The sequence below is a fragment of the Streptomyces sp. NPDC022552 genome (assembly GCF_055561875.1).
The window spans coordinates 159,337-183,942 of sequence record NZ_JBVHGJ010000009.1 but is presented as its reverse complement, the minus strand read 5'-3'; the positions used below and the strand labels follow the sequence as shown (position 1 = coordinate 183,942).

Sequence of the window (24,606 nt, the reverse complement as noted above, 5' to 3'; positions counted from 1 at the left end):
TCCCCCCGGACGGAGCTCGGGGGAGGACCCTACAAGATCAGGTGATGTCGTCGTAACCGCCGGGGCTGAGCGACCTTCTGCCGTCGGCCTCACCGGTGGACTGCTCGGGCAGGGCGCGGGCGGCGCCGACCGATTCCACGGCGCCGACGGCCTCGGGGGTGAGGTCGAGGCTGGAGGCCTCGTCGTCGTCGAGCTCGGCGTCCGGGTTGTTCCGGGCGCGGCGCCGGTCGTTCAGGATCGCAATGCCGACGGCGATGAAGTACAGCACGATGATCGGACCGGAGAGGGCGATCATGCCGAAGGGGTCGGTGGACGGCGTGGCGACCGCGCCGAAGACGAAGATGCCCATGATCACGCCGCGCCACCAGCCGGCCATGCGCTTGCCGGTCACGACGCCGGCGAAGTTGAGCATGATCAGCAGCAGGGGCAGTTCGAAGGCGAGCCCGAAGACGAGCACCATGCGCGTGGTGAAGTCCAGGATGTCGTCGAGCGAGACGAAGTTGGAGGCGACTTCGGGGGTGATGCTGATCAGGACCTTCACACTGACCGGCATGATCAGGTACGCGACGTAGGCGCCGGCGGCGAAGAGCGGCACGGCGACGGCAGCGAAGTAGTACGTGTACCGCTTCTCACTCTTGTGCAGGCCGGGCGCGACGAACGCCCACAGTTGGTACAGCCAGACCGGGGAGGCGGCGAGCACACCCGCGAGCATGATCACCTTGACCGTCGAGGTGAAGGGTGACAGCACGGTCTGGTACGCGATGACGACGCAGCGCCCGCCGGTGTTGTCGGCGATCGAGGTGCCGGGCGGGCACTTCGGGACGGGTGAGGAGAGGAAGTCCATCAGCTGCTGGCTGAAGAACGCGGCCACGACCGAGGTCACGACCACCGCGAGCATCGCCTTGGTCAGGCGGTTGCGGAGTTCGCGCAGGTGATCCACGAGCGGCATCCGCCCCTCGGGGTCCTTCTCCTTCTTTGTGCGGGCAGGCTTGAGCAACCCACGTCCTCATCTCGTGCGGCAGGCCGTCGTGAAGCGGCCTTGGGGGTCGAGCGGGGTCAGCGCTGGGTGGTGTCCGACGGCTCGGTGACGGGCCGGGCGGAGGTGACGTCGCCGGGAGCGGCCTTGATGGTGCGCTGCGCGGCCGGGGGCTGCTCGGCCGGCGGGTCGGCGGGGGCGGGCTGCTGGCCCTCCGACTTCATCGCCTTGGCCTCGCTCTTCAGGATGCGCGCCGACTTGCCGAGGGAACGGGCCATCTCGGGCAGCTTCTTGGCTCCGAAGAGCAGCACGATGACGAGGAGGATCAGGCTGATCTCGAGAGGACCGATCTGACGGAACATAAGCGTGGTCTACCTTCTCATCGAGGCGGCGTGGTGCTGGTCTGGCGGCCGCCGCCCGGACTGTTGTCCGAACCCGACCGTCAGCGATCGTAACGCGCACGAGTAAACGCAGGGCAATCCCCGTGCGTACACCCGTTTGCGACCCGCACCTCTTGAATCTGGGCCGCGATCAGCAGCGTACCCCGCGTCACCACAGGCGAGGAGACCACCACCCGCGCCCGGGAAGCGCCGCCCCGGAGCGCGAATTCCGTGTGCTAGCGCAGGGCTCCACCGGTCTGACTCAGGTCCGTGGCGGCGCGTTCGAGGTCTTCGGCGGCGCGGTTGATGCGCTCGGTGGTACTGGCCACCTGGCGGCCCAGCCGCTGGGCTTCGAGGAAGACCTTGATGGCGAGGATGCCGAGGACGGCGATGCCGAGGAAGCCGAGGGCGATGGCGAGCATGGGCCAGAACATGTGCCGAGCCTAGACGCTGCCCGGAGGCCGGTGCGTCCCGAGCGGCTCCGGACGACCGTCGCGGGTGCCGACGCGCCCCGCGAGGCCCGGCCGGCCCCCGGCCGGGGCGTCAGACGGTGGACGAGTGCAGGCGCAGGGTGCGGACGCCGCCGCCGGTGAGGAGTTCGACGATCCGCTCGCCCGCGGGCTTGCGGACGGAGCTGCCGCACTCGGGGCAGGTGAAGGAGTAGAAGGTCGTACGGCGGCTGGCGCCGATGGCGAGGCGCAGGGCGCCCGCGGAGAGTTCGAAGCGGGCGCGGCAGTCCGGGCAGGCGGCCTTGAAGAAGACCGGTGCGATCGAAGCTGTCATTCCGTGCATCACGGACATTTCTCTCGTCCCTCTCGTTCCCGCGCTCTCGGCTGCCACGTACCCCGGCCGCTCCCGGCCATCCGTCACCCTCCCCAGGCAACTGCGTCGGCCCGGCGGGGAATGTCACATTCCCCGTGACCCGTTCCCCGCGTCCTACGCGTGGCCCTCGTAGGCGGCGAGCGCCGCGGAGGCCGCTTCCCTCGCGCTGTCGGCGAGGTCCTGCGGCGAGACGATCCGCCCGTCGCTGCCGAGCCGCAGCGCGAGACGCCGCAGCGATGCGGGGGCCGGCGTGCGCAGGGTGATGCGCAGCCCGCCGTCGGGCAGCTCGTCGGCCCGGTCGTGCGGGTAGTACTCCGCGACCCAGCGGCCACCGGGGCCCACCTCGACGACGACCTCGGGGTCCTCGGCGGACGGCTGGACGAGCCCTTCCGACAGATCCCGGAGCTCGATCTCCGGCGGCGCCGCGTGCTCGTCCAGGATCCGGATCTCGGCGACCCGGTCGAGCCGGAAGGTGCGGCGCGCCTCGGAGAGCCGGCACCACGCCTCCATGTAGGTGTGGCCGACGGCGAAGAGCCGGATCGGGTCCACCTCGCGCTCGGTCAGCTCGTCGCGGGCGGGCGAGTAGTACCGCACCCACAGCCGCCGGCGCTCCGAGATCGCCCTGTCCACCTCGGCGAAGACGCCGCCCTCGGACTCGAACGTGACCGAGAGCCGGGCGCTCGCCCCGGCTGCCTCACCGGCGGCGGTCTCCAGCTTGGCGGTGGCCCGCAGCAGGGCCTCGCGGTCGCTCTCCCTCAGTCCGGGCAGCGTCGACACCGCCCGCGCGGCGACCAGCAGGGCCGTCGCCTCGTCGGCGGCGAGCCGCAGCGGCTCGGCCACATCGTCCGGGTTGTGCCACCAGATCCGGTCGCCGTCGGTGTCGATGTCGAGCAGATCGCCGCCACGGAAGCTCGTGCCGCACATCGGCAGCACGTCGAGGTCCGAGATCAGTTCGTCCTCGGTGATCCCGAAGGCACGGGCCACGTCGGCGACATGCGCGCCGGGGCGCTCCCGTAGATAGGTGACGAGGGAGAGCATCCGCCTCGTCTGGTCGATCGCGTTCGCAGCCATGCTGTACGTCTCCCCCTTCAGCCCTTGGCCACGGCGCGCAGCCGGTCCACCACGTCGGCCCGCAGATCCGCGGGCTCGAGTACGACGACATCGGGACCGAACTCCACGAGCCAGGCGTCCAGGCCGTGCCCGTACGGGATCTCCAGCTCGTCCCAGCCGTCCGCGCCCTCCCGTACGGACTGGGCGCGGGCCCGCAGCGGGTAGCCGCAGCCGGTGCGCAGCCGGATCCGGGCGGAGCGGGTGGCGGTCTCGCCGGCCCAGCTCTCCACGGTCTCGCGGACGGTGACCACGTCGGGCACGGGAGCGGTGAAGGCGCCGGCCCGGGAGCGGACCTTGCCGGTGATACGGGAGAGGCGGAAGACGCGCTCGGCACCACGGTCGCGGTCCCAGCCGGCCAGGTACCAGTGGCCGCGCCAGCACTCCAGCGTCCACGGCTCGACCTGGCGGGTCTCGGGGCGTGCCGCCGTCGCCTTGCGGTAGTCGAAGACGACCGGGCGCCGGTCGCGGCAGGCCAGCATCAGGGGCTCGAAGGCGGCCTCGTGGACCGGGATGCGCGGTTCGAGGGCGCTGTGCTGGGCGTCGTACGAGTCCTCGGCCTCGGGCATGCCGGCCGCGCGGAGCTTCTGCAGGGCGCCGCTGGCGGCGCCGGCGAGGCGGGCCTGCTGCCAGACCTTGGCGGCCAGGCCGAGCGCCGCGGCCTCCTCGGCGTCGAGGGTGATCGGGGGGAGGCGGTTGGAGTCGCGGCGGGCCAGGTAGCCGGTCTCGCCCTCCAGGTTCTCGACGGTCTCAATGACCAGACCGAGCTCGCGCAGATCGTCCTTGTCGCGCTCGAACATCCGGTTGAAGGAGTCGTCGGTTCCGGCTTCCATGTAGGCCTCGATGGAGCCGCGCAACTCACGCTTGCTGAGCGGTCTGCGGGTCCCGAGCAGACAGAGGGCCAGATTCATCAGCCGCTCGGCCTTGGCAATCGCCATCGACGCCCTGCACCTCTTCTGCCGGATTGACTTCGGGGACATCCGACCGTACCGCCCCGGGGTGTCGTGGCAAAAGCCGAGGGCCCGTGCCTGAGCGGCACGGGCCCTCGTTCGAGTGGATCCGGTCAGCGCTTGGTGACGCCGACCAGGTCGCAGACGAAGATCAGCGTCTCGCCGGGCGCGATCGCGCTGCCGGCGCCACGGTCGCCGTAGGCGAGGTGCGCGGGGATGACCAGCTGGCGGCGGCCGCCGACCTTCATGCCCTGCACGCCCTGGTCCCAGCCCGCGATGACCTGACCGACACCGAGCTGGAAGTCCAGCGCGCTGCCACGGTTCCAGGAGGCGTCGAACTCCTCGCCGGTGGAGAAGGCCACACCCACGTAGTGGACCTTGACGAAGTCGCCCTTGCCGGCCACCTCGCCGTCACCCTCCCAGATGTCCTTGATCTGAAGGTCCTTCGGCGGCTCGCCGCCCGGGAAGTCGACCTCGGGCTTCTCGATGCTCACTGCAGTGTGCTCCTCAAACTGATGAACCGCGCAACGGTGAACTGCGCGACCGGGACAGTCTTACATCTTCGCCAGGATGTCGACGGCGAACACCAGCGTGGAGTTCTTCGGAATACCCTGCTGCTCCTGGTCACCGAAGGCCTCGGCCGGCGGGGCGACGATCAGGATGCGGCTGCCGACCTTCTTGCCGGTGATGCCGTTCTTGAGGCCCTTCAACGTCAGCTGGGCGAGCGGGAAGTTCGCGGTCTTGCCCGTCTGGTACGTCGAGTCGAAGACCTTGCCGTCCTTCCACAGCGCCGCCACGTAGTTCACGACGACCGTGTCGGTGCCCTTCACGACCTCGCCCTTGGACTCCAGGATGTAGTTGGAGACGAGCGCGGTCGGCGGGTCGACCTTCGGCACGGTCAGCGAGGGGGCCTTGCCGTCGGTGTTCGTACCGACCTTGGGCAGGTCCTTGTTGTCCTGGGCGACCTCGGTGCCCTCGGCGGACTTCGGGATCGTGGTGGACTTCAGGATGTCCACGACGAAGACGAGGGTGGCGTTGGGCTTGATGTCACCCTGGCCCTGCTCCCCGTAGCCGAGCTCCGGCGGGATGCCGATCTCGACACGGCTGCCGACCTTCTGGCCCTCCAGGCCCTGGTCCCAGCCCTTGATGACCTGACCGGCACCGAGGGTCAGGTCGAACGGCGTCCCACGGTCGAAGCTGTTGTCGAAGGGGGTGGTCGAGTCCCAGGCCTGGCCCAGGTAGTTCACCTGGAGCGCGTCGCCCTTCTTCGTGACCGCGCCGTCGCCCTCGCTGATCACGTTGACCTTGAGTTCCTTGGGCGGGTCGCCCTCGCCCTTCGAGAGGGTGGGCTTCTCTCCGAACTTCTCACCCGCGGTGATGGCGGGCAGCCCGTTCTTCATCGAGGCGGAATCGGAGCCTCCGTCGTCGCTGCCGCAGGCCGCGGTCGAGAGCAGCAGCAGTGGGACGACCAGTAGGCCGGCAAGTCGGCGCACGTGTTCCTCAGATCTCAGACGGCACATTAGTTGCTCGACACTCTAGGGGACCGTCCGGACAGGCCAAGGGCCCCGCACGTCAATCGCGCGGGGCCCTGGCACTTCGTACGCCGATGTCCTACATTCCGGCGATCAGCTTTTCGACCCGGTCGTCGACGGACCGGAAGGGGTCCTTGCACAACACGGTGCGCTGCGCCTGGTCGTTGAGCTTGAGGTGGACCCAGTCGACGGTGAAGTCCCGTCGCTGCTCCTGCGCACGGCGGATGAAGTCGCCGCGCAGTCGCGCCCTGGTGGTCTGCGGGGGCACGGACTTGCCCTCGAAGATCTTCAGGTCGTTGCAGATCCGGGCCGCCTGCCCCTTGCGCTCCAGGAGGTAGTACAGCCCGCGGCGACGGTGGATGTCGTGGTAGGCGAGGTCTATCTGAGCGACCCGGGGGTGCGACATGGTCATGTTGTTCTTCGCCCGGTACCGCTCGATGAGCTTGTACTTCATGACCCAGTCGATCTCGGTGCCGATCCGGTCCAGGTCTTCGGCCTCGATGGCGTCGAGCGTGCGGCCCCACAGCTCCAGGACCTGGGCGACCGTGCCCGTACGGATGCCCCTGCGGTCGACGAAGTCGGCCGCCTTCTCGTAGTACTCGCGCTGGACCTCCAGGGCGGAGGCCTCGCGGCCGCTGGCGAGGCGGACCTTGCGCTGGCCGGTGATGTCGTGGCTGACCTCGCGGATGGCCCGGATCGGGTTCTCCAGCGTCAGGTCGCGCATGACGGTGCCCGCCTCGATCATGCGCAGCACGAGGTCGGTGGCGCCGACCTTGAGCAGCATGGTCGTCTCGGACATGTTCGAGTCGCCGACGATGACGTGCAGCCGGCGGTAGCGCTCGGCGTCCGCGTGCGGCTCGTCACGGGTGTTGATGATGGGCCGGGAGCGGGTCGTCGCGGAGCTGACGCCCTCCCAGATGTGCTCGGCCCGCTGGGAGACGCAGTAGACCGCGCCGCGCGGGGTCTGCAGCACCTTTCCGGCGCCGCAGATGAGCTGTCGGGTGACGAGGAAGGGAATGAGGATGTCCGCCAGCCGGGAGAACTCTCCATGGCGGGCGACGAGATAGTTCTCGTGGCAGCCGTAGGAGTTTCCCGCCGAGTCGGTGTTGTTCTTGAAGAGATAGACGTCGCCCGCGATTCCCTCCTCGTGCAGGCGGCGTTCGGCGTCGACGAGCAGGCCTTCGAGAATGCGCTCGCCGGCCTTGTCGTGGGTGACCAGTTCGGTCACGTTGTCGCATTCCGGCGTTGCGTATTCCGGATGCGAACCCACGTCCAGGTACAGGCGGGCGCCGTTCCGCAGGAAGACATTGCTGCTGCGGCCCCATGACACGACACGGCGGAAGAGGTAGCGCGCCACTTCGTCAGGAGACAGTCGGCGCTGTCCCCTGAACGTGCACGTGACGCCGTACTCGTTCTCCAGCCCGAAAATGCGGCGGTCCATGTCTGAACATTACGCCTGATGGCCTGAGCTGAAACCGGGTTCGACAGCCCCGTTTCGATCATTTTCCGATGAGTGCGTGTTCTTTTCGGTGTGGCCCGCCCCGCCCGTGGTCGCGCTGACGGCGTGTCGCACGCTGCGGCCGGGCGCGGCGAGCACCCGGCCGGTGGCGAGCAGGACCAGGAGGGCCACCGTGCCACCGGCCCCGGCGACGGCGAAGCCCGCCGTGGTTCCGGCGAGTTCGACGGCCGGTCCGGCGACGGCGGAGCCCAGCGCCGCCCCCACGCCGAAGGTGGTCACGAGCCAGGAGAAGGCCTCGGTGACGGTGCCGCTGGGGGCGTGCCGGTCGACGACGATGAACCCGCAGGCGAGGGCGGGGGCGAGGAAGACGCCGGAGAGGGCCGCGAGGGCGGTCATCGGCAGGACACCGGGGGTGAGCATGAGCGGCAGGTAGCCGAGGGCGAGCAGGCCGACGATGACCGTCAGCCGCCGCTCGGGGCTACCGGCCCAGCGGCGGGCGCCGTAGAGGACGCCGCCCATGAGGGCGCCGAGGCCGAGAGCGGCCATCAGCCAGCCGTACGCCGACTCGTTGCCCTGGTCGTCGGCGTACGCGAGGCCGGCGACGGTGATGGAGCCGAGGGCCAGTCCGACGAAGAAGAACGAGCCGAGCAGGGCCAGGAGGCCGGGCGAGCGCAGGGCGCCGAGCCAGTGTGCCTCGCGGGGCTCGGAGCGCCACGCGCGCGAGGGCTCGGAGAGGACCACGGAGAGCGCCCCGAGGACGCCGAGGACATTGATGACCAGCAGGGCGGCGGCGGGCGACCAGAGGGCGACCAGGAGGGTCACCAGCAAGGGGCCGACGGTGAACATGACCTCCTGGGCCACGGCGTCCAGGGCGTAGGCCCGGTGGACCCGGTCCTCGCGGCCGAGGACGCTCGGCCACAGGGCGCGCAGTCCGCCTTCGAGGGGCGGAGTGAAGAGTCCGGCGACCACGACCGCCGCGTAGGCGAGCACGAGGGGGCTGATTCCGGCCACGGCCAGGACGATCATGCCGAGGGCGGAGACGAACGCGGCGGGGAGCTGGACGCGCGGCTGGCCCTTGAGGTCGACGGCGCGGCCGAGGAGCGGCTGCCCGACCGCGGTGGCGATGCCGTACGCGGCGGTGAGCCCGCCCGCCAGGCTGTAGCTGCCACCCTCGGAGCGGACGAAGAGCACGATGGCGATGGGCCCGGTGCCGTTGGGGAGCCGGCCGACGAGCGTGCCGGTGAGCAGTCGCAGCGCGTGCGGTGCCCTGAGGATGTCGCGATAGCCGCGGCTCTCCTTGGCCTCGGTGACCATGTCCGTCTCCTCTCCCCCGGCGTCCACCCCCCGAGGTTTTACGTATAACGTCTCGGGTCATACGTACCATGGCGGGATCCCACGGGTCCACCTCGCGGGCAGCGACCACCTCTCGCGGAGGCACGAGTGCAGACCCCAGAGTCCCCCGGCTCGGCACGGCCCACCAGTCGGGACGTCGCCAGGGCCGCCGGGGTGTCGCAGGCCACCGTCTCCCTGGTCCTCGGCGACAAGTGGCGCGGCCGGGTCTCGGAACGCACCGCGGACGCAGTGCGAGAGACCGCCCGTACGCTCGGATACCGGCCGAATCTCGCCGCTCGCAATCTCCGCCTCGGGCGCACGCGGACCGCGCTGCTCGTCGTCCCGGCCCTCACCAACGAGTTCTTCGCCCGGGTCTACACCGGCGCCGCCACGGTCGCCGCCCGCCACGGCTTCGGCGTCGTGCTCTACCCCTCCCCCGACGGCGTCGGCCCGGCCAAGGACCCGTTCGCCTCCGCGCGGGCCGCGCTCGACGGCATCATCGCCTCGTCCATGGCCGCCGACGCCCTGAAGGCCTTCCACGGCACCGACCTGCCGCTGGTCATGCTCGACAGCGACCCCTCCGACGCCGGGGCCGCCGCCCACGTCAACCTCGACATCGCGGACGGGATGCGACAGGTCACCGCCCACCTCCGGGGTCTGGGCCACCGCCGCTTCGTCCATCTGGCCTCGGCGGTGCCGTCCTGGACCTTCGACGTCCGCGCGGCGGCCCTCGCCGACGCGCTGGGCGACGCCGACGTACGGACGGTCCGCGCACCCCTCGACGTGGACGGCGCCCGCGCGGCGGCCGAACGCGCCCTCACCGGACCCGGGCCACGCCCCACGGCCCTGATCTGCGACGACGACGTCCTCGCCGCCGGCGCCTGCAAGGCGGCGCGCCGCCTCGGCCTGCGTGTCCCCGAGGACGTCTCGGTCACGGGCTTCGACGACCTGGCTCTCGCCACCGCGGTGGAGCCGGAGCTCACGACGGTACGGCTGCCCGCCGAGCACATCGGCGAGCGCGGCATGGCCGCCCTGCTGGCCGTCCTGGCGGGCGAGAGCCCCGAGCCCGGCGACCTCCCGGTCACGCTCATGGCCCGCGGCTCCTCCGGCCCGGTACCGGCCTGAGCGGGCACGGCCGAGCCGAGCGGCACGTCGAAGGCCCCGGTCCACAGGCGTGGACCGGGGCCTTCGTCATGCTCTCCCGGAGATCTACTCCTCCGAGTCCTCCACGATCTCGTCGGACGGCTCGTCCGTCTTCGTGATCGCCGCGTTGTCCGCCTCCAGGAGGCGCACCAGCTGGCGCCCGACGATCCGCTTGAACTTGCGCTGCTGCGGACGCTTGCGGTCGAGGACCGCCACCTCCAGACGCTCCGCGGGGATCTCCCGCTCGCTGCCGTTGGTGTCCCGCGAGAGGGCCTGCACGGCCAGCTTCAGCGCCTCGGCGAGCGACATCCCGTCGCGGTGCCGCTGGTCGAGGAAGCTGCCGATCTGCTCCGCGTTGCCGCCGACCGCGACCGAGCCGTGCTCGTCCACGATCGAGCCGTCGTGCGGCAGCCGGTAGATCTGGTCGCCCTCGGGATCCTCGCCGACCTCGGCGACGACCAGCTCCACCTCGTACGGCTTCTCACCGGCGCTGGAGAAGATCGTGCCCAGCGTCTGCGCGTACACGTTCGCCAGGCCCCGGGCCGTCACGTCGTCCCGGTCGTAGGTGTAGCCCCGCAGGTCGGCGTAGCGCACGCCGCCGATGCGGAGGTTCTCGTACTCGTTGTACTTGCCCGCGGCGGCGAACCCGATGCGGTCGTAGATCTCGCTGAACTTGTGCAGCGCGCGCGACGGGTTCTCGCCGACGAACACGATGCCGTCGGTGTACTGCAGGACGACCAGGCTGCGACCGCGGGCGATGCCCTTGCGGGCGTACTCCGCCCGGTCGGCCATGGCCTGCTGGGGTGAGACATAGAACGGAGTCGACACCGGCTATCCGCCCCTTTCTTCTGGGCTGGGGGTCCCCCGGGCGAACTCCGGGGGAGGACGACGAGTGGTCAGAGCAGGGCCGCGCGCGGGCCGTCGGGCTGCTCCAGGCGCCGATCGGTGACCGAGCGGGCGAGCGAGGAGGACTCCTCCTCGGTGAGCCTGCGGAAGCCCTCGTCGGTGATGACGGTGACGATCGGGAAGATGCGGCGGTACAGGTCCGGGCCGCCGGTCGCCGAGTCGTCGTCGGCGGCGTCGTACAGCGCCTGGACGACCAGCGTGGTGGCCTGCTCCTCCGTGAGGTCGGGGCGGTACAGCTTCTTCATGGAGCCGCGGGCGAAGACCGAACCGGAGCCTGTGGCGGCGAAGCCGTGCTCCTCGGAGCGGCCGCCGGTCACGTCGTAGGAGAAGATCCGGCCCTTCTCCTTGCCCTCGTCCCAGCCGGCGAAGAGCGGCACGACGGCCAGGCCCTGCATGGCCATGCCGAGGTTGCCGCGGATCATGGTGGACAGGCGGTTCGCCTTGCCCTCCAGGGAGAGCGTCGCGCCCTCCACCTTCTCGAAGTGCTCCAGCTCCAGCTGGAACAGCTTGACCATCTCGACGGCGAGGCCGGCGGTGCCGGCGATGCCCACAGCCGAGTACTCGTCGGCCGGGAACACCTTCTCGATGTCGCGCTGCGCGATCATGTTGCCCATGGTCGCCCGCCGGTCACCGGCGAGCACGACACCACCGGGGAAGGTCACGGCGACGATCGTGGTGCCGTGCGGCGCCTCGACGACACCCTCCGGCAGCTTCCGGTTGCCCGGGAGCATCTCCGGCGAGTGGGCGGAGAGGAAGTCCATGAATGAAGACGAGCCCGGCGTCAGGAAGGCAGCTGGTAGACGCCCGGTGCTACGAGTGTTGGCTTCCACGCGTGTCCCTCCAAAGATGAGATGGCCCGACGCGGACCGGGTTCGTCTCCCGGCATGCCGTTGGCCGCGTTGCAGTTGAAGCACGGTACGTCACGGACCCTACCCGGCTCGTGACGGTGATCCACATCGGCTTCGGGGGAGCTTCCGGCCCGCGGGCACGCTCGGCGCCTCGCTGTGACGGGACCGGTGCGGGCGCCGTGGCCCGCACCGTCCGGTGACCCAATGAGTCACCCACCCCCGCCTTCGATTCGAAGGTCAGATGGCTTACTGTCCGCCCTTTTGCACGAACGACCGTACGAAGTCCTCGGCGTTCTCCTCGAGGACGTCGTCGATCTCGTCCAGGACGGAGTCCACGTCGTCGCTCAGCTTCTCCTGGCGTTCCTTGAGGTCGGAGCTCGCCTCCGCGGTCGTCTCCTCGACCTCCTCCGTGGAACGCGTCGCCTTCTGCTGTCCGCCGCCGGTGTCCTTGGTCGCCATATCCCTCACCCCGCTCGAATCGGCCCGCTCGGTTGGGTCTCTCAAGATCAGACCCTACAAGCCAGGTCTGACATCGGCCCCGCAGTTTGCTACAACGTCCGGGCACTTAGTCCCATGATTCCCAGTGGCCGGCCATTTCAGCCGCGCACCGGCCCTCGATCAGTTGCCGGACAGCACACGCACCAGTTCCTCGGCCGTCCTGCACCGGTCCAGGAGCTCCTTCACGTGGTTCCTGGTGCCCCGCAGGGGCTCCAGGGTCGGCACCCGCTGGAGGGAGTCACGGCCGGGAAGATCGAAGATCACGGAGTCCCAGGAAGCCGCCGCCACATCGTCCGCGTACTGCTCCAGGCAGCGGCCACGGAAATAGGCCCTGGTGTCCTCCGGAGGCTTCGTCTCCGCCCTCTCGACCTCGGTCTCGTCCAGGAGGCGCTTCATGCGCCCCCGGGCCGCCAGACGGTTGTACAGGCCCTTCTCGGGGCGTACGTCGGCGTACTGGAGGTCCACGAGGTGCAGCCGGGCCGCGTCCCAGTCGAGGCCGTCGCGGCGCCGGTAGCCCTCCATGACCTCCCGCTTGGCGATCCAGTCCAGCTCGCCGGCGAGGCTCATCGGATCGTTCTCGAGCCGGTTGAGGGTGTCCTCCCAGCGGACCAGGACGTCCTTGGTCTGCTCGTCGGCGTCCGCGCCGTAGCGCTCCTCCACGTACTTCCTGGCCAGCTCGAAGTACTCCATCTGGAGCTGGACGGCGGTGAGTGTCCGGCCACTGCGCAGCGTGATCAGGTACTGGAGGCCGGGGTCGTGGGAGACCTGGTGGAGGGTGCGGACGGGCTGGTCGACGGCGAGATCCACGTTGATGAACGAGTCCTCGATCATGGAGAGGACCAGGGCCGTCGTGCCCAGCTTGAGGTAGGTGGAGATCTCCGAGAGGTTCGCGTCGCCGATGATCACATGGAGCCGGCGGTACTTCTCGGCGTCCGCGTGCGGCTCGTCGCGGGTGTTGATGATGGGACGCTTCAGGGTCGTCTCCAGACCTACCTCGACCTCGAAGTAGTCGGCGCGCTGGCTGATCTGGAAGCCGTGCTCGCGGCCGTCCTGGCCGATGCCGACCCGTCCCGCGCCGGTGACGACCTGGCGGGAGACGAAGAAGGGGGTGAGGTGGCGGACGATGTCCGAGAAGGGCGTCTCCCGCTTCATCAGGTAGTTCTCGTGGGTGCCGTAGGAGGCGCCCTTGTTGTCGGTGTTGTTCTTGTACAGATGGATGGGCTGGGCGCCGGGGAGCTGGGCGGCCCGCTCGGCGGCCTCCGCCATGATCCGTTCGCCGGCCTTGTCCCAGAGGACGGCGTCACGCGGATTGGTGACCTCGGGGGCGCTGTACTCGGGGTGGGCGTGGTCGACGTAGAGCCTGGCGCCGTTGGTGAGGATCACGTTGGCCAGGCCGATGTCCTCGTCGGTGAGCTGGCTGGAGTCGGCGGCCTCGCGGGCGAGGTCGAAGCCGCGGGCGTCCCGCAGCGGATTCTCCTCCTCGAAATCCCAGCGGGCGCGGCGCGCCCTGTGCATCGCCGCCGCGTAGGCGTTGACGATCTGGGACGAGGTGAGCATGGCATTGGCGTTCGGGTGGCCCGGAACGGAGATCCCGTACTCCGTCTCGATGCCCATTACTCGCCGTACGGTCATGCGGCCCTCCTTGCCCGGCGGCGCTCCCCGAACGGGTGCGGCGCTACAAGTACCGACGAGCCTAGAGCGACTCCGCGCCGGTGGGGAGATCGATTACGTCATTCCTGCGGGGAAAAGCGTCCGGCTGCGGAGGTCCGTGGGTCCGGACCTCCGCAGCCGGTGTGCGATCTAGAGGTACTGACCGGTGTTGGCCACCGTGTCGATGGAGCGTCCGGTGTCCGCGCCCTGCTTTCCGGTGACAAGGGTGCGGATGAATACGATCCGCTCGCCCTTCTTTCCGGAGATCCGGGCCCAGTCGTCGGGGTTGGTGGTGTTCGGCAGGTCCTCGTTCTCCTTGAACTCATCCACGCAGGCCTGGAGGAGGTGGGAGACGCGGATGCCCTTCTGGTTGTGGTCGAGGAAGGCCTTGATGGCCATCTTCTTGGCCCGGTCGACGATGTTCTGGATCATCGCTCCGGAGTTGAAGTCCTTGAAGTACAGGACTTCCTTGTCGCCGTTGGCGTAGGTGACCTCGAGGAAGCGGTTCTCCTCGGATTCCGCGTACATCTGCTCGACCACGGACTGGATCATTCCGTGGGCCGCGGCCTCCTTGGAGCCGTGGTGCTCCGAGAGGTCGTCGGAGTGCAGCGGCAGCGAGGCCGTGAGGTACTTCGCGAAGATGTCCTTCGCGGCCTCGGCGTCCGGACGCTCGATCTTGATCTTGACGTCGAGCCGGCCGGGCCGCAGGATCGCGGGGTCGATCATGTCCTCGCGGTTGGAGGCGCCGATGACGATGACGTTCTCCAGGCCTTCCACGCCGTCGATCTCGGCGAGCAGCTGCGGGACGATCGTGTTCTCGACGTCCGAGCTGACTCCGGATCCGCGGGTGCGGAAGAGGGATTCCATCTCGTCGAAGAAGACGATGACGGGGGTGCCCTCGCTCGCCTTCTCCCGGGCACGCTGGAAGACGAGGCGGATGTGCCGCTCGGTCTCACCGACGTACTTGTTGAGGAGCTCGGGTCCCTTGATGTTCAGGAAGTAGGACTTCCCGGCGGGCTGCCCGGTCACCTCGGCGACCTTCTTGGCAAGGGAGTTGGCGACGGCCTTCGCGATCAGCGTCTTGCCGCAGCCGGGCGGACCGTAGAGCAGGATGCCCTTCGGCGGCCGGAGCTCGTGCTCCTTGAAGAGGTCCGGGTAGAGGTACGGAAGCTCGACCGCGTCCCGGATCATCTCGATCTGGCCGCCGAGGCCGCCGATCTTGTTGTAGTCGACGTCCGGGACCTCTTCGAGGACCAGTTCCTCGACCTCGCTCTTCGGCACGACCTCGTAGACGTAGCCGGAACGGGGTTCGAGCAGCAGGGCGTCGCCGGGGCGGATGGTGATGTCCAGCAGCGGCTCGGCGAGCCTGACCACCCGTTCCTCGTCGGTGTGCCCGACCACCAGGGCGCGCTCGCCGTCCTCGAGGATCTCCTTGAGGGTGACGATGTCCCCGGCGCGCTCGAACTCCATGGCCTCGACCACGTTGAGCGCTTCGTTGAGCATGACTTCCTGGCCGCGCCGGAGCTCGTCGAGCTCGACGCTCGGGCTGACGTTCACCCGGAGCTTGCGGCCCCCGGTGAAGATGTCGCACGTGCCGTCCTCGTTGGCATGCAGGAACACACCGAAGCCGGCCGGCGGCTGCGCGAGCCGGTCGACCTCCTCCTTGAGGGCCACGATCTGGTCGCGGGCCTCACGGAGTGTGTTCGCGAGCCGCTCGTTCTGCGCGGACACGCCGGCCAGGTTTGTCTGCAGCTCGACGATCCGCTCTTCGAGAATCCTCGTATGACGCGGAGAGTCGGCGAGCTTGCGGCGCAGGACGGCGATTTCCTGCTCGAGATAGGCAACCTGGCCGGCGGGGTCTTCAGACCCCCGCCCCGGCCGGATGCCGCGGTTGATGTCGTCGTCGTGGGCTGCCACGGTCCTCACCTCCTCCAAGGGGAGCTGGACGCTTCCTGACCCTACCTGCGTGGGTGGTGATTGAAACCCCTAGATCACAAAGACTGTCGGGGTGTGTCCGATCTTCACCCTTGCGCTTCCCCTCACGCCAGGTGAATACCCACCCATCAACATCAGAAAGCCGCCGGTTGTATCGTCGTCAGTGGTCAACACCCGTCAGGCTTGACCGGACTTAGAAGAACGATCTCTTTTTTCGACGCTCAGGAACGGCAGGAGACATGACCGTGCAGCACGAGGCCCCGACACAGGGCGCCGGCGAGGCGCTGGAGGTCTGGATCGACCAGGATCTCTGCACCGGGGACGGGATCTGCGCGCAGTACGCTCCGGAGGTCTTCGAGCTGGACATCGACGGCCTCGCGTACGTGAAGAGCGCGGACGACGAGCTGCTGCAGGACGCCGGGGCGACGACGCCGGTGCCGCTGCCGCTGCTCCAGGACGTCGTGGACTCCGCGAAGGAGTGCCCGGGCGACTGCATCCACGTACGCCGGGTATCGGACAGGGTCGAGGTCTACGGCCCTGACGCGGAGTGACGGATCACACGCTCCGCGCGTCGGACTGGGCGGTCCGGACGAAGGTTCCGCCCCTCCATCGCCAGCTGACGCGCTCCTGCTCGTCCGGGCAGCAACTCGGTACGTCCGGGGACGAGTAGCCGAGCAGAGTGGCGGTCACCGCTCCGTCGCGTACGGCGAGATCGGCGACGTTCTTCTGCTGGGTGGACTCGACGAGCGTCGCTACCACGCGCGCGCCCGGGCCGCCCTTGCCGTGGGTCAGGACGTAGAGGGCGTGGGGCGGCGTTCCCGAACCGGCTTCGCAGTGTACGACTGCGACGGCCTCGGGGTTTCCGTCGCCGTCGAGGTCCCCGGAGGCCCGCTGCGCGATCTTGACGGGGGCACCCCCGCACTCCAGCGGATAGTCGGCCGTGGCGGCGTCGGGCGCGGGCCGTACGGCGGGCGGCTCGCCGACGGAGGCGGCGGCGGTCGTGGCGGTGGCGGGGCCGGGCTGCAGCAGTCCGGCGGCGGCCACGACGGCGGCCATCGCGGTCGCGGTGGCCAGCCAGTGCACCGGCCGGGCGTGGGTGTGCGCGAGGTCCGGGACGGCGGGGGGCTGCACGCGGGATGTCTCCTGTGAGGGTGGTGCGGAAGGAGTTGCGGGCATCGTGCCACACGTCACAGGCGGGTGGAACAGGTGGGGTGCGGGCTCCGCGCAAAGATGCCGAACGTGAAGGTGCCGCCGTCGAGTTCCCTGCCCTGGGGGCGGAACTCGACGGCGGCACGCGTTCGTTGTCGGGGCGTCAGCCCTGAGGGCCGTCAGCCCTTGTTGGGGCCTTCGTAGTCCTCGCCGTACGCGCCCTTGGCGGGGCGACGGCGGCGCATGGGGGGCTCGACGCCGTCGGCGAGGCGCCGGGCGGTGACGAGGAAGCCGGTGTGCCCGATCATGCGGTGGTCGGGGCGGACGGCCAGGCCCTCCACGTGCCAGTTGCGGATCATGGACTCCCACGGCTGCGGTTCGGCGTAGCAGCCGAACTCGCGGATGGACTCCACGGTGCGCGCGAGCTGGGTGGTGGTCGCCACGTAGCAGCAGAGGATGCCGCCGGGGACGAGGGCCTTGGAGACGGCCTCCAGGCACTCCCAGGGGGCGAGCATGTCCAGGATGACGCGGTCGACGTCCGTGTCGGACAGGTTGTCCTGGAGGTCGCCGACGGTCAGCTGCCAGGCGGGGTGCGGACCGCCGAAGTAACGCTCGACGTTGCCCTTGGCGATCTCGGCGAAGTCCTCGCGACGCTCGTAGGAGTGCAGCATGCCGCTGTCTCCGATGGCGCGCAGGAGGAAGCTGCTGAGAGAGCCCGATCCCACACCCGCTTCCACGACGCGGGCGCCGGGGAAGATGTCGGCGAAGGCCAGGATCTGACCCGCGTCCTTGGGGTAGACCACGGCGGCGCCGCGGGGCATGGACAGGACGTAGTCGGGGAGCAGGGGGCGCAGCGCGAGGTAGGCGACGTTTCCCGTGGTACGGACAACACTGCCCTCGGGAGCACCGATCAGCTCGTCGTGGGGGAAGGAACCCTTGTGGGTGTGGAAGTTCTTCCCGGCCTCGAGCGTGAACGTGTAGTGGCGTCCCTTGGGGTCGGTGAGCTGGACCTGGTCCCCGACCTTGAAGGGCCCGCGACGGCGGGCGGCACCGGTCGGTTCGGACATGTCACCAGAGTACCGGGGTTATGCGGAGGGTCTTGCCATGGCCTTGACGAAAGCGCGTTCCACGTCGGCGGCGGAGAGGACTCCGTAGATCTCGTCGCTCTCCTCGACGACGAGGTATTCGGAGGCCGGGCTGGCGCGGAGGTGGTCGAGGAGGGGCTGCCCGGTGAGTTCGGCGGGGACCCTCATGCCGTCGGTGAGGTCCTGCGCGAGCGTGCTGACGGCCACCCAGGGACGGCGGTGCTGGGGAACGCCGGCGATGGCGGTCTCCCGGACGAGGCCGGTGGGGTTGCCCTGTCCGTCGACGACGACGAGGGCGCGGGCTCCTGCCTCGTTGGCGCGGCGGAGCGCTTCGGAGAGCGGGGTGGCGGGCTCGACGGGGATGGCGCGCCGGGTGAGGGTGCGGGCGCGGAGCTCGGGGAGGTGTTCGCGGAGCCGGGCCATGCGGAGGCTGTTGCCGGCGCCGGTCCAGATGATGGCGGCCAGGATCGCGGCGAGCAGGGCGTCGGTGACGGTGTCCATGCCGCTGATCTCGTCGGTCGAGTTGCCGAGGAGGCCGGTGCGGGTGAGGAGGGGAAGGCCGATGAGGACGGCGACGGCGAGGGCGCGCCCGACCCAGGCGGCCGCGACGGTGCCGGTCATGGGCCTGCCGGTGATCTTCCAGACGACGGCGCGCAGCATGCGGCCGCCGTCGAGCGGGAGACCGGGCAGCAGGTTGAAGATCGCGACGATCAGGTTGGAGATCATCAGGCCGGCGAGCAGGACGCCGGGGACCGTGCCGGGTTCGACCGCGTACATGCAGAGGTAGAAGACGCCGGCGAGCACCAGGGAGAGCAGGGGGCCGACGAAGGCGAGGACGAACTCGCGGCCGGGCGTCTCCGTCTCCTTCTCGATCTCGGAGACTCCGCCGAAGAACTGGAGCTGGATGCGGCGCACCGGGAGCTTGAAGCGGAGCGCGGCGATGGTGTGGGCCAGCTCGTGGACGAGCACGGAGGCGTAGAAGGCGATCGCGAAGAAGAGGGAGACCAGGTAGCGGGCGGCGCCGAGGTCGGGCAGGACGCGCTGGATCTGGTCGCCGAAGACCCAGGTGATGAGGGCGGCGACGAGGAACCAGCTGGGCGCGACGTAGACGGGCACGCCGAACGGGCGGCCCATGAGGATCCCTCCGCCGGGTTCCTCGCTCCGCCGGGTGCGGGCGTCGGCGTTGACCGGCGGTTCCGGGTCGCCGGACCGCGGCCGCTTGTTCTCGCCGCGCTCGTCGTCCTGGTTCACGGGTTCCTCTCGTAGCCTTCCGCCCGACCGCTGTCGTGCGTCACTCTTCGATCATGCAGCGTGACGGGGTCCGGCGTCGATGGTATTCGGCTCGCTGTCGGTGGCGGGTCGTAGGGTCTGTGTCATGAGTACGAGCGAGCAGCCGCCCGCGGGGGCCAGGACACCCACGTCGCTGTCGCCCTCGCGGGCGAGCGACTTCATGCAGTGTCCCCTGCTGTACCGGTTCCGGGTGATCGACAGGCTGCCGGAGAAGCCGAGCGAGGCGGCGACGCGGGGCACGCTGGTGCACGCGGTCCTGGAGCGGCTCTTCGACGATCCCGCGGTGGAGCGGACGCCGCCGCGGGCGAAGGCGCTGATCCCGGGGCAGTGGGACCGGCTTCTGGAGTCGCGGCCCGAGCTGGGCGAGCTGTTCGCGGAGGACACGGAGGGGGAGCGCCTGTCGCGCTGGCTGGTCGAGGCCGAGCGGCTGGTGGAGCGGTGGTTCACGCTGGAGGACCCGACGCGCCTGGAGCCGGCGGAGCGTGAGCTGTTCGTCGAGACGGAGCTCGATTCGGGGCTGCGGCTGCGCGGGGTGATCGACCGGATCGACGTGGCGCCGACGGGCGAGGTCCGGATCGTCGACTACAAGACGGGGAAGGCCCCGCGCCCGGAGTACAGCGAGGGCGCGCTCTTCCAGATGAAGTTCTACGCGCTGGTGATCTGGCGGCTGAAGCAGGTGATCCCGCGCCGTCTGCAGCTGGTGTATCTGGGCAGCGGTGACGTGCTGACGTACGACCCGGTGGAGGCGGATCTGCTGCGGGTGGAGCGGAAGCTGCTGGCGCTGTGGGAGGCGATCCGGCTCGCGACGGAGACGGGTGAGTGGCGGCCGCGTCCGACGAAGCTGTGCGGCTGGTGCGACCACCAGGCGGTCTGCCCGGAGTTCGGCGGGACTCCCCCGGTGTATCCGCTGGAGATCCGAGGAGCGATCCCGGAGGCGGCGCGGGAAGGGGCCCCGGAGGCGGCCCCCCAGGAGGTCCCGGAGGTCGCGCGCCAGGAGGTCCCGGGGACAGCCCGTGAGGAGGTCCCGGGGGTACCCCGTGAGGCGGCCCGCCAGGAGGTCGCTGAGGCAGCCCGTGAGGAGGTCCGGGACAGGACCCTGGAGGAGATCGGGGAGAAGACCCGGGAGGAGATCCAGGAGGAGATCCGGGGCGAGATCGTTTCCGCGCGCCCGCCGGAGTCGGGCGATTCGGGGCAGGGCAGAATGGACCCGGTCCAGCCCGCGCCGTGAAGGAGTTGTCCGTGGCTATCCGCGTCCTACTGGTCGACGACCAGCCGCTGCTGCGCACCGGTTTCCGGATGATTCTGGAGGCCGAGCAGGACATCGCGGTCGTCGGTGAGGCCGGGGACGGCCTGCAGGCCCTCGACCAGGTGCGGGCGCTCCAGCCCGATGTGGTGCTGATGGACATCCGGATGCCGCGGATGGACGGGGTCGAGGCGACGCGCCAGATCACGGGTCCGGGGCGGGATGGTCCGGCGAAGGTGCTGGTCCTGACCACGTTCGACCTGGACGAGTACGTGGTGGAGGCGCTGCGGGCGGGCGCCAGCGGCTTCCTCCTGAAGGACGCGCCGGCCAACGAACTGGTGCAGGCGATCCGGGTGGTGGCGGCCGGCGAGGCGATGCTGGCGCCGTCGATCACGCGCCGCCTGCTCGACAAGTACTCCGCGCATCTGCCGTCGGGCGACGAGCAGGTCCCGGACACGCTAAACACCCTGACCGACCGCGAGGTCGAGGTCCTGAAGCTGGTGGCACGCGGTCTGTCCAACGCGGAGATCGCGGCGGACCTGTTCGTCAGCGAGACGACCGTGAAGACGCACGTGGGCCATGTGCTGACGAAGCTGGGCCTGCGCGACCGGGTCCAGGCGGCGGTGTACGCGTACGAGAGCGGTCTGGTGCGCCCCGGTGCGCAGTAGCGCCTGACGACACGACAGAAAGGGGCCCGGCACGCGTGATGCGTGCCGGGCCCCTTCGCGCGGCGCCACGGGACGGTGCACCGTGGCGCCGGGCGCCCTCCGGGTGGACCCGTCAGCCCTTCTTGATCTCCCAGAAGCGGAAGACGGTCGAGGCGTCCAGGGTCCAGTCGAGACCCGTGACGCCCTCCCGGGCGACGGCGTACTGCTTGCCCTGCCAGAGCGGCAGGAGGGGCAGCTCCTCGGCGACCAGGTCCTGGAGCCTGCCGAAGTCCTGGCCGGTGCCGGCGCGGTCGGCGGCCGCGGCGGTCTTCGGGAGCAGGCTGCCGCTGATGGTGGCGTTGGTGTAGTTGTTGCCGAGGACGTTGCCCTCGCCGAAGAACGGCGCGGTGAAGTTGTCGGCGTCCGGGTAGTCGGGCACCCAGCCCTTGACGTACACGCCGTACTTGCCTGCCGCGATGTCCTTCTCGTACTGCTCGTACTCGACGGACTTCATCTCGGCCTCGAACAGGCCGCTGCGGTTGAGCTGTTCGGCTATCGCCTTGAGCTCCTGGTCGGTGGAGGGGCCGTAGCGGCTCGGGGTGGACCAGAGGGTGAGCTTCACCTTGTCGGTGATGCCGGCCTTGCGCAGCGCCTTCTTGGCCTTGGCGGCGTCGGGGCTGCCGTAGGTGTCGAAGAAGGCGGTGTTGTGGCCGGCGATGCCCGCCGGGACGATCGAGTAGAGCGGCGTGGCGGTCGACTTGTAGACATCCTGGACGAGCGCCTCGCGGTCGACGAGGTGGGCGATCGCCTGACGGACGCCGAGCTTGCCGACGACGGAGTCCTTGACGTTGAAGACGAGGTGCTGGACCTCGGCACTGGTGCCCTGGACGACCTCGATGCCCTTGTCGTCCGCGGTGGCTTCGAGAGCGGCGATGTCGTCGGCGTTGAGGCCTCGGTAGGCGACGTCGACGTCGTTGTCGGCGAAGGCCTTGGAGAGAGCCGCGCGGTCGCCGCCGTAGAGCTTGAGGGTGACACCGCCGTTCTGCGGCTTGGCGCTGCCCCGGTAGTCGGCGTTGACCGAGAAGACGGCCTCGGTGTCGCTGATGGAGTCGAGCTTGTACGGGCCGGAGCCGACCGCCTTGCCGTCGGTGCGCAGCCCGTTCTCGTCGTACTCGCGGTGGTCCACGATCGAGCCGGCGCCCGAGGCTATCTTGCTCGGGAAGGTGGCATCGGGGGTCTTCAGACGGAAGACGACGGTGAGGTCGTCGGGGGTCTCGATGGAGGCGATCGAGGAGAGCAGCGGCGCCGGGCCGGCCGGGTCGGCGATCTTCAGCGCGCGGTCGAAGGAGAACTTGACGTCCTTCGAGGTCAGCGGGTTGCCGTTGGAGAACTTCAGGCCCTCGCGCAGGGTGCACGTGTAGATCTTGCTGCCCCCTGCGAAGGCGCACTTCTCGGCCGCTTCCGGCTGGGGCTCGGTGGTGCCCTTGGGGAAGCTGAGCAGGGACTGGAAGACGTTGTTGAAGAGCAGCCAGGAACCGGGGTCGTAGCCGGCGGCCGGGTCGGTGGCCAGGACCTCGTCGGACATGCCGACGCGGACGTTGTCCCCGGAGCCGCCGGCGCCTGCGCCCTGCTCCGTGCCGCAGCCGCTGAGCAGGGCGGCGGACAGGCCCGCGGCGAGGGGGGCCGTCAGCCACTTGTTGTGCTTCACAGAACGTGCCTCTTGATCTCTTGCCAGGCCGGTCGCGCGCGGGTGCGCGTCCGGTGTAGCCGAACGGGGTTGAGGAAGGTCAGGCGCTGCCGCGTCCGAGCTCCCAGAGGAGCAGGTCCGAGGAGGTGTTCAGCGCCCATTCGACGCCGGTCAGGTCGTCGCGTGCGGCGACGTACTGCTTGCCCTGCCAGAGCGGCAGGACCGGTACGTCCTGGGCGACGATCTTCTGGATCTGTCCGAAGACGGGGCTCGCGGCGCTGCGGTCGGCCGAGCGGCGGGAGCGTGGGATCAACTGGTCACGTACGGACGCGTTGACGTAAGGGGTGTTCAGGAAGTTGTCGGCGTCGAGGAAGGGGGCGACGTAGTTGTCCGGGTCCGGGAAGTCGGGGAACCAGCCGAGGCCGTAGACGGGGTAGTCGCCGCGCTTCTGCGCGGGCCGGAAGGTCGACCACTCGCTGCCCTTGACGGTCACGTCGAAGAGCCCGGTGGCGTTGAGCTGGTCGCGCAGCGCCTCGAACTCCGTCTTGGTGCCGGAGCCGTAGTGGTCGGTGGTGTAGTGCAGGGTGAGCGCGACCGGGGCGGTGATGTCGGCCTTGCGCAGGATGCCGGCGGCCCGGCTCTTGCTGGGCTCGCCGTAGGCGTCGAAGAAGGCGGTGGAGTGGCCGGTGACGCTGGAGGGGATCAGCGAGTAGAGCGGCTGGGCGGTCGCGCCGTAGACCGTGTTGACGATCGCGCCGCGGTCGATGACGGCCGCCATGGCCTGCCGGACGGCCTTGTCCTTGACGGACGGGGCGTCGGTGTCGAAGGCGAGGTAGCGGATCTCCAGGCCGGGGACCTCGGTGAGCTCGATGCCGTCCTTGGGCTTCTCGGTGAGCGACTTGACCTGGTCGAGCGACATGGAGCGGGTCATCATGTCGATCTCGCGGCTCTCCAGGGCCTTGCCCATGACGCCCGCGTCGGGGAAGGAGCGCAGCTCGACCTTGTCGTTGCTCAGGGCGATGTCGCCCTTGTAGTGCGGGTTCTTCGTGAAGACGGCCTTGAGGATGCGCTCGCCGTCACGCTCGGTCTTCATGACGTACGGGCCGGAGCCGTCGACGTCGAAGCCCTCGCGGAGCTCCTTGGCGCTGTACTTGGTCTTGCTGAGGATGCCGGCGACCGGGGTGGAGAGCTTGTACGGGAAGGTCGCGTCGGGGGTCTTGAGGTGGAAGACGACATCGCGGTCGCCGTTGGTCTCGACGGTGTCCACGTTGGCGAGGAGGGCCGCGGTGCCGTTGTCGGACTTGATGGCGAGGACCCGCTCGACGGAGAACTTCACGTCCTCGGCGGTGAGGGGGGTGCCGTCGGCGAAGGTGAGTCCTTCGCGGAGCTTGCAGCGGTAGCTCTCGCTGGCCCGGTCGCTGAAGCCGCAGCTCTCGGCGGCCTCGGGGACGGGCTCGCCGCCGCCGCGGGGCACGTGCATCAGGGTCTGGACGGTCTGCCGGAGGATGTTCCAGGCACCGGTGTCGTAGGCGAAGGCCGGGTCGAAGGGCGCGGGAGCTTCGCTGGTGGCGACGAACTGGTCCGTGGTGCCGACGACGATGGCTCTGGACTCGTCCGAGCCGCCGCAGGCGACGAGCAGCGGGGCGAGCAGGCCGGCGACGGCCGGCAGCGCCAAGGTCTTGCGGTTCATCCGGGGAGTTCTCCTCATCCGGCACTGGGATACAGCGCAGTACGGACACTCCGCCGCTTCCGCCCGTTCTGGGCGGGCGATCGGGCCGGGATGGTGAGCGATCGGTCCTGTGTTCGCGGCGACTTGGATGCGGCGCCGGTGCACTCGGATGGTGCGGCGAAGTACTCGCGAAAGATTAGTGGGAGACGCCGAGACGCCCGACCGCGGGCGGGCGGGTCCGGATGCGGATAGTGATCATGAATACGGTGGGCCCGATAGTCATGCGCGGGAACGATTC

At 69.7% G+C, this 24,606-nt stretch carries 24 protein-coding genes and 1 pseudogene; 4 read left to right on the top strand and 21 right to left on the bottom strand.

Annotated features, from left to right (window positions below):
- Positions 1 to 37 precede the first annotated feature (37 nt).
- The 10 genes from tatC to ACZ3OF_RS23525 all read right to left on the bottom strand — a co-directional run bounded on the left by tatC (position 38) and on the right by ACZ3OF_RS23525 (position 8,540).
- Positions 38 to 949, bottom strand: coding sequence for a twin-arginine translocase subunit TatC (tatC, locus tag ACZ3OF_RS23570; protein WP_467306719.1), 912 nt, complete (start codon positions 947 to 949; stop codon positions 38 to 40).
- Positions 950 to 1,056: 107 nt separating this feature from the next.
- Complete coding sequence (gene tatA, locus ACZ3OF_RS23565) at positions 1,057 to 1,338, bottom strand: Sec-independent protein translocase subunit TatA (RefSeq protein ID WP_352186430.1); 282 nt, start codon at positions 1,336 to 1,338, stop codon at positions 1,057 to 1,059.
- 254 nt (positions 1,339 to 1,592) lie between these two features.
- A complete protein-coding gene (locus ACZ3OF_RS23560) occupies positions 1,593 to 1,790 on the bottom strand; it encodes a hypothetical protein (protein ID WP_361671038.1) in 198 nt (65 codons plus the stop codon).
- 109 nt (positions 1,791 to 1,899) lie between these two features.
- Positions 1,900 to 2,139, bottom strand: a complete 240-nt coding sequence (locus ACZ3OF_RS23555) for a CpXC domain-containing protein (protein WP_383224743.1) — start codon at positions 2,137 to 2,139, stop codon at positions 1,900 to 1,902.
- Positions 2,140 to 2,292: 153 nt separating this feature from the next.
- On the bottom strand, positions 2,293 to 3,249 hold the full coding sequence (locus tag ACZ3OF_RS23550) for a helix-turn-helix transcriptional regulator (RefSeq protein WP_361671041.1): 957 nt from the start codon (positions 3,247 to 3,249) through the stop codon (positions 2,293 to 2,295).
- 17 nt (positions 3,250 to 3,266) lie between these two features.
- Complete coding sequence (locus tag ACZ3OF_RS23545; RefSeq protein ID WP_361601580.1) at positions 3,267 to 4,223, bottom strand: helix-turn-helix transcriptional regulator; 957 nt, start codon at positions 4,221 to 4,223, stop codon at positions 3,267 to 3,269.
- A 125-nt stretch (positions 4,224 to 4,348) separates the two neighbouring features.
- A complete protein-coding gene (locus tag ACZ3OF_RS23540; RefSeq protein ID WP_361439000.1) occupies positions 4,349 to 4,729 on the bottom strand; it encodes an FKBP-type peptidyl-prolyl cis-trans isomerase in 381 nt (126 codons plus the stop codon).
- A gap of 60 nt (positions 4,730 to 4,789) precedes the next feature.
- A complete protein-coding gene (locus ACZ3OF_RS23535) occupies positions 4,790 to 5,728 on the bottom strand; it encodes an FKBP-type peptidyl-prolyl cis-trans isomerase (RefSeq protein WP_361671044.1) in 939 nt (312 codons plus the stop codon).
- Positions 5,729 to 5,846: 118 nt separating this feature from the next.
- The gene (gene pafA, locus ACZ3OF_RS23530) at positions 5,847 to 7,208 is read right to left on the bottom strand and encodes a Pup--protein ligase (protein ID WP_137990376.1); all 1,362 of its coding nucleotides are present in this window, start codon (positions 7,206 to 7,208) and stop codon (positions 5,847 to 5,849) included.
- A gap of 9 nt (positions 7,209 to 7,217) precedes the next feature.
- A complete protein-coding gene (locus ACZ3OF_RS23525; protein WP_361671047.1) occupies positions 7,218 to 8,540 on the bottom strand; it encodes an MFS transporter in 1,323 nt (440 codons plus the stop codon).
- A 126-nt stretch (positions 8,541 to 8,666) separates the two neighbouring features.
- Between ACZ3OF_RS23525 and ACZ3OF_RS23520 the strand changes: the two genes are divergently transcribed.
- Positions 8,667 to 9,683: a LacI family DNA-binding transcriptional regulator gene (locus tag ACZ3OF_RS23520; protein WP_361671050.1), complete on the top strand. Its 1,017-nt coding sequence runs from the start codon at positions 8,667 to 8,669 to the stop codon at positions 9,681 to 9,683.
- Between the two features lie 84 nt (positions 9,684 to 9,767).
- Here the strand turns inward: ACZ3OF_RS23520 and prcA are convergent, their stop codons facing one another.
- From prcA to arc, 6 genes are all read right to left on the bottom strand, one after another.
- Entirely contained in the window at positions 9,768 to 10,529 is a 762-nt protein-coding gene (prcA, locus tag ACZ3OF_RS23515; protein ID WP_361671053.1) for a proteasome subunit alpha, read from the bottom strand.
- Between the two features lie 68 nt (positions 10,530 to 10,597).
- Complete coding sequence (gene prcB / locus ACZ3OF_RS23510) at positions 10,598 to 11,437, bottom strand: proteasome subunit beta (protein ID WP_361439010.1); 840 nt, start codon at positions 11,435 to 11,437, stop codon at positions 10,598 to 10,600.
- Positions 11,389 to 11,661: an endonuclease domain-containing protein gene (locus ACZ3OF_RS23505; protein ID WP_361671415.1), complete on the bottom strand. Its 273-nt coding sequence runs from the start codon at positions 11,659 to 11,661 to the stop codon at positions 11,389 to 11,391. The genes prcB and ACZ3OF_RS23505 overlap by 49 nt, the downstream gene beginning before the upstream one ends.
- Before the next feature lie 40 nt (positions 11,662 to 11,701).
- Entirely contained in the window at positions 11,702 to 11,914 is a 213-nt protein-coding gene (locus ACZ3OF_RS23500; protein WP_175439096.1) for a ubiquitin-like protein Pup, read from the bottom strand.
- 159 nt (positions 11,915 to 12,073) lie between these two features.
- Positions 12,074 to 13,585 carry a depupylase/deamidase Dop gene (dop, locus tag ACZ3OF_RS23495; protein ID WP_361439014.1) on the bottom strand — a complete coding sequence of 504 codons (1,512 nt, stop codon included), beginning with the start codon at positions 13,583 to 13,585 and terminating at the stop codon, positions 12,074 to 12,076.
- 168 nt (positions 13,586 to 13,753) lie between these two features.
- Positions 13,754 to 15,520, bottom strand: coding sequence for a proteasome ATPase (gene arc, locus ACZ3OF_RS23490; RefSeq protein WP_361439016.1), 1,767 nt, complete (start codon positions 15,518 to 15,520; stop codon positions 13,754 to 13,756).
- Between the two features lie 257 nt (positions 15,521 to 15,777).
- On the opposite strand from arc, the gene ACZ3OF_RS23485 reads away from it, so the two are divergent.
- Entirely contained in the window at positions 15,778 to 16,089 is a 312-nt protein-coding gene (locus ACZ3OF_RS23485; RefSeq protein ID WP_361439018.1) for a ferredoxin, read from the top strand.
- A gap of 4 nt (positions 16,090 to 16,093) precedes the next feature.
- Here the strand turns inward: ACZ3OF_RS23485 and ACZ3OF_RS23480 are convergent, their stop codons facing one another.
- The 3 genes from ACZ3OF_RS23480 to ACZ3OF_RS23470 form a co-directional block, all read right to left on the bottom strand.
- Positions 16,094 to 16,669 (bottom strand): hypothetical protein, encoded by a 576-nt coding sequence (locus tag ACZ3OF_RS23480; RefSeq protein ID WP_467306581.1) that lies wholly within the window; start codon positions 16,667 to 16,669, stop codon positions 16,094 to 16,096.
- A gap of 197 nt (positions 16,670 to 16,866) precedes the next feature.
- Entirely contained in the window at positions 16,867 to 17,754 is an 888-nt protein-coding gene (locus tag ACZ3OF_RS23475; protein ID WP_019884997.1) for a tRNA (adenine-N1)-methyltransferase, read from the bottom strand.
- An 18-nt stretch (positions 17,755 to 17,772) separates the two neighbouring features.
- On the bottom strand, positions 17,773 to 19,023 hold the full coding sequence (locus tag ACZ3OF_RS23470) for a site-2 protease family protein (RefSeq protein WP_467306579.1): 1,251 nt from the start codon (positions 19,021 to 19,023) through the stop codon (positions 17,773 to 17,775).
- Positions 19,024 to 19,222: 199 nt separating this feature from the next.
- On the opposite strand from ACZ3OF_RS23470, the pseudogene ACZ3OF_RS23465 reads away from it, so the two are divergent.
- Positions 19,223 to 20,029, top strand: a pseudogene (locus ACZ3OF_RS23465) (RecB family exonuclease); the annotation flags it as partial.
- A gap of 272 nt (positions 20,030 to 20,301) precedes the next feature.
- Positions 20,302 to 20,973 carry a response regulator transcription factor gene (locus ACZ3OF_RS23460; RefSeq protein ID WP_361439024.1) on the top strand — a complete coding sequence of 224 codons (672 nt, stop codon included), beginning with the start codon at positions 20,302 to 20,304 and terminating at the stop codon, positions 20,971 to 20,973.
- A gap of 112 nt (positions 20,974 to 21,085) precedes the next feature.
- On the opposite strand, the gene ACZ3OF_RS23455 is transcribed toward ACZ3OF_RS23460, so the two are convergent.
- Positions 21,086 to 22,660: an ABC transporter substrate-binding protein gene (locus ACZ3OF_RS23455; RefSeq protein ID WP_361671062.1), complete on the bottom strand. Its 1,575-nt coding sequence runs from the start codon at positions 22,658 to 22,660 to the stop codon at positions 21,086 to 21,088.
- A 79-nt stretch (positions 22,661 to 22,739) separates the two neighbouring features.
- The gene (locus ACZ3OF_RS23450; RefSeq protein ID WP_361671064.1) at positions 22,740 to 24,329 is read right to left on the bottom strand and encodes an ABC transporter substrate-binding protein; all 1,590 of its coding nucleotides are present in this window, start codon (positions 24,327 to 24,329) and stop codon (positions 22,740 to 22,742) included.
- Between the last annotated feature and the right edge of the window lie 277 nt (positions 24,330 to 24,606).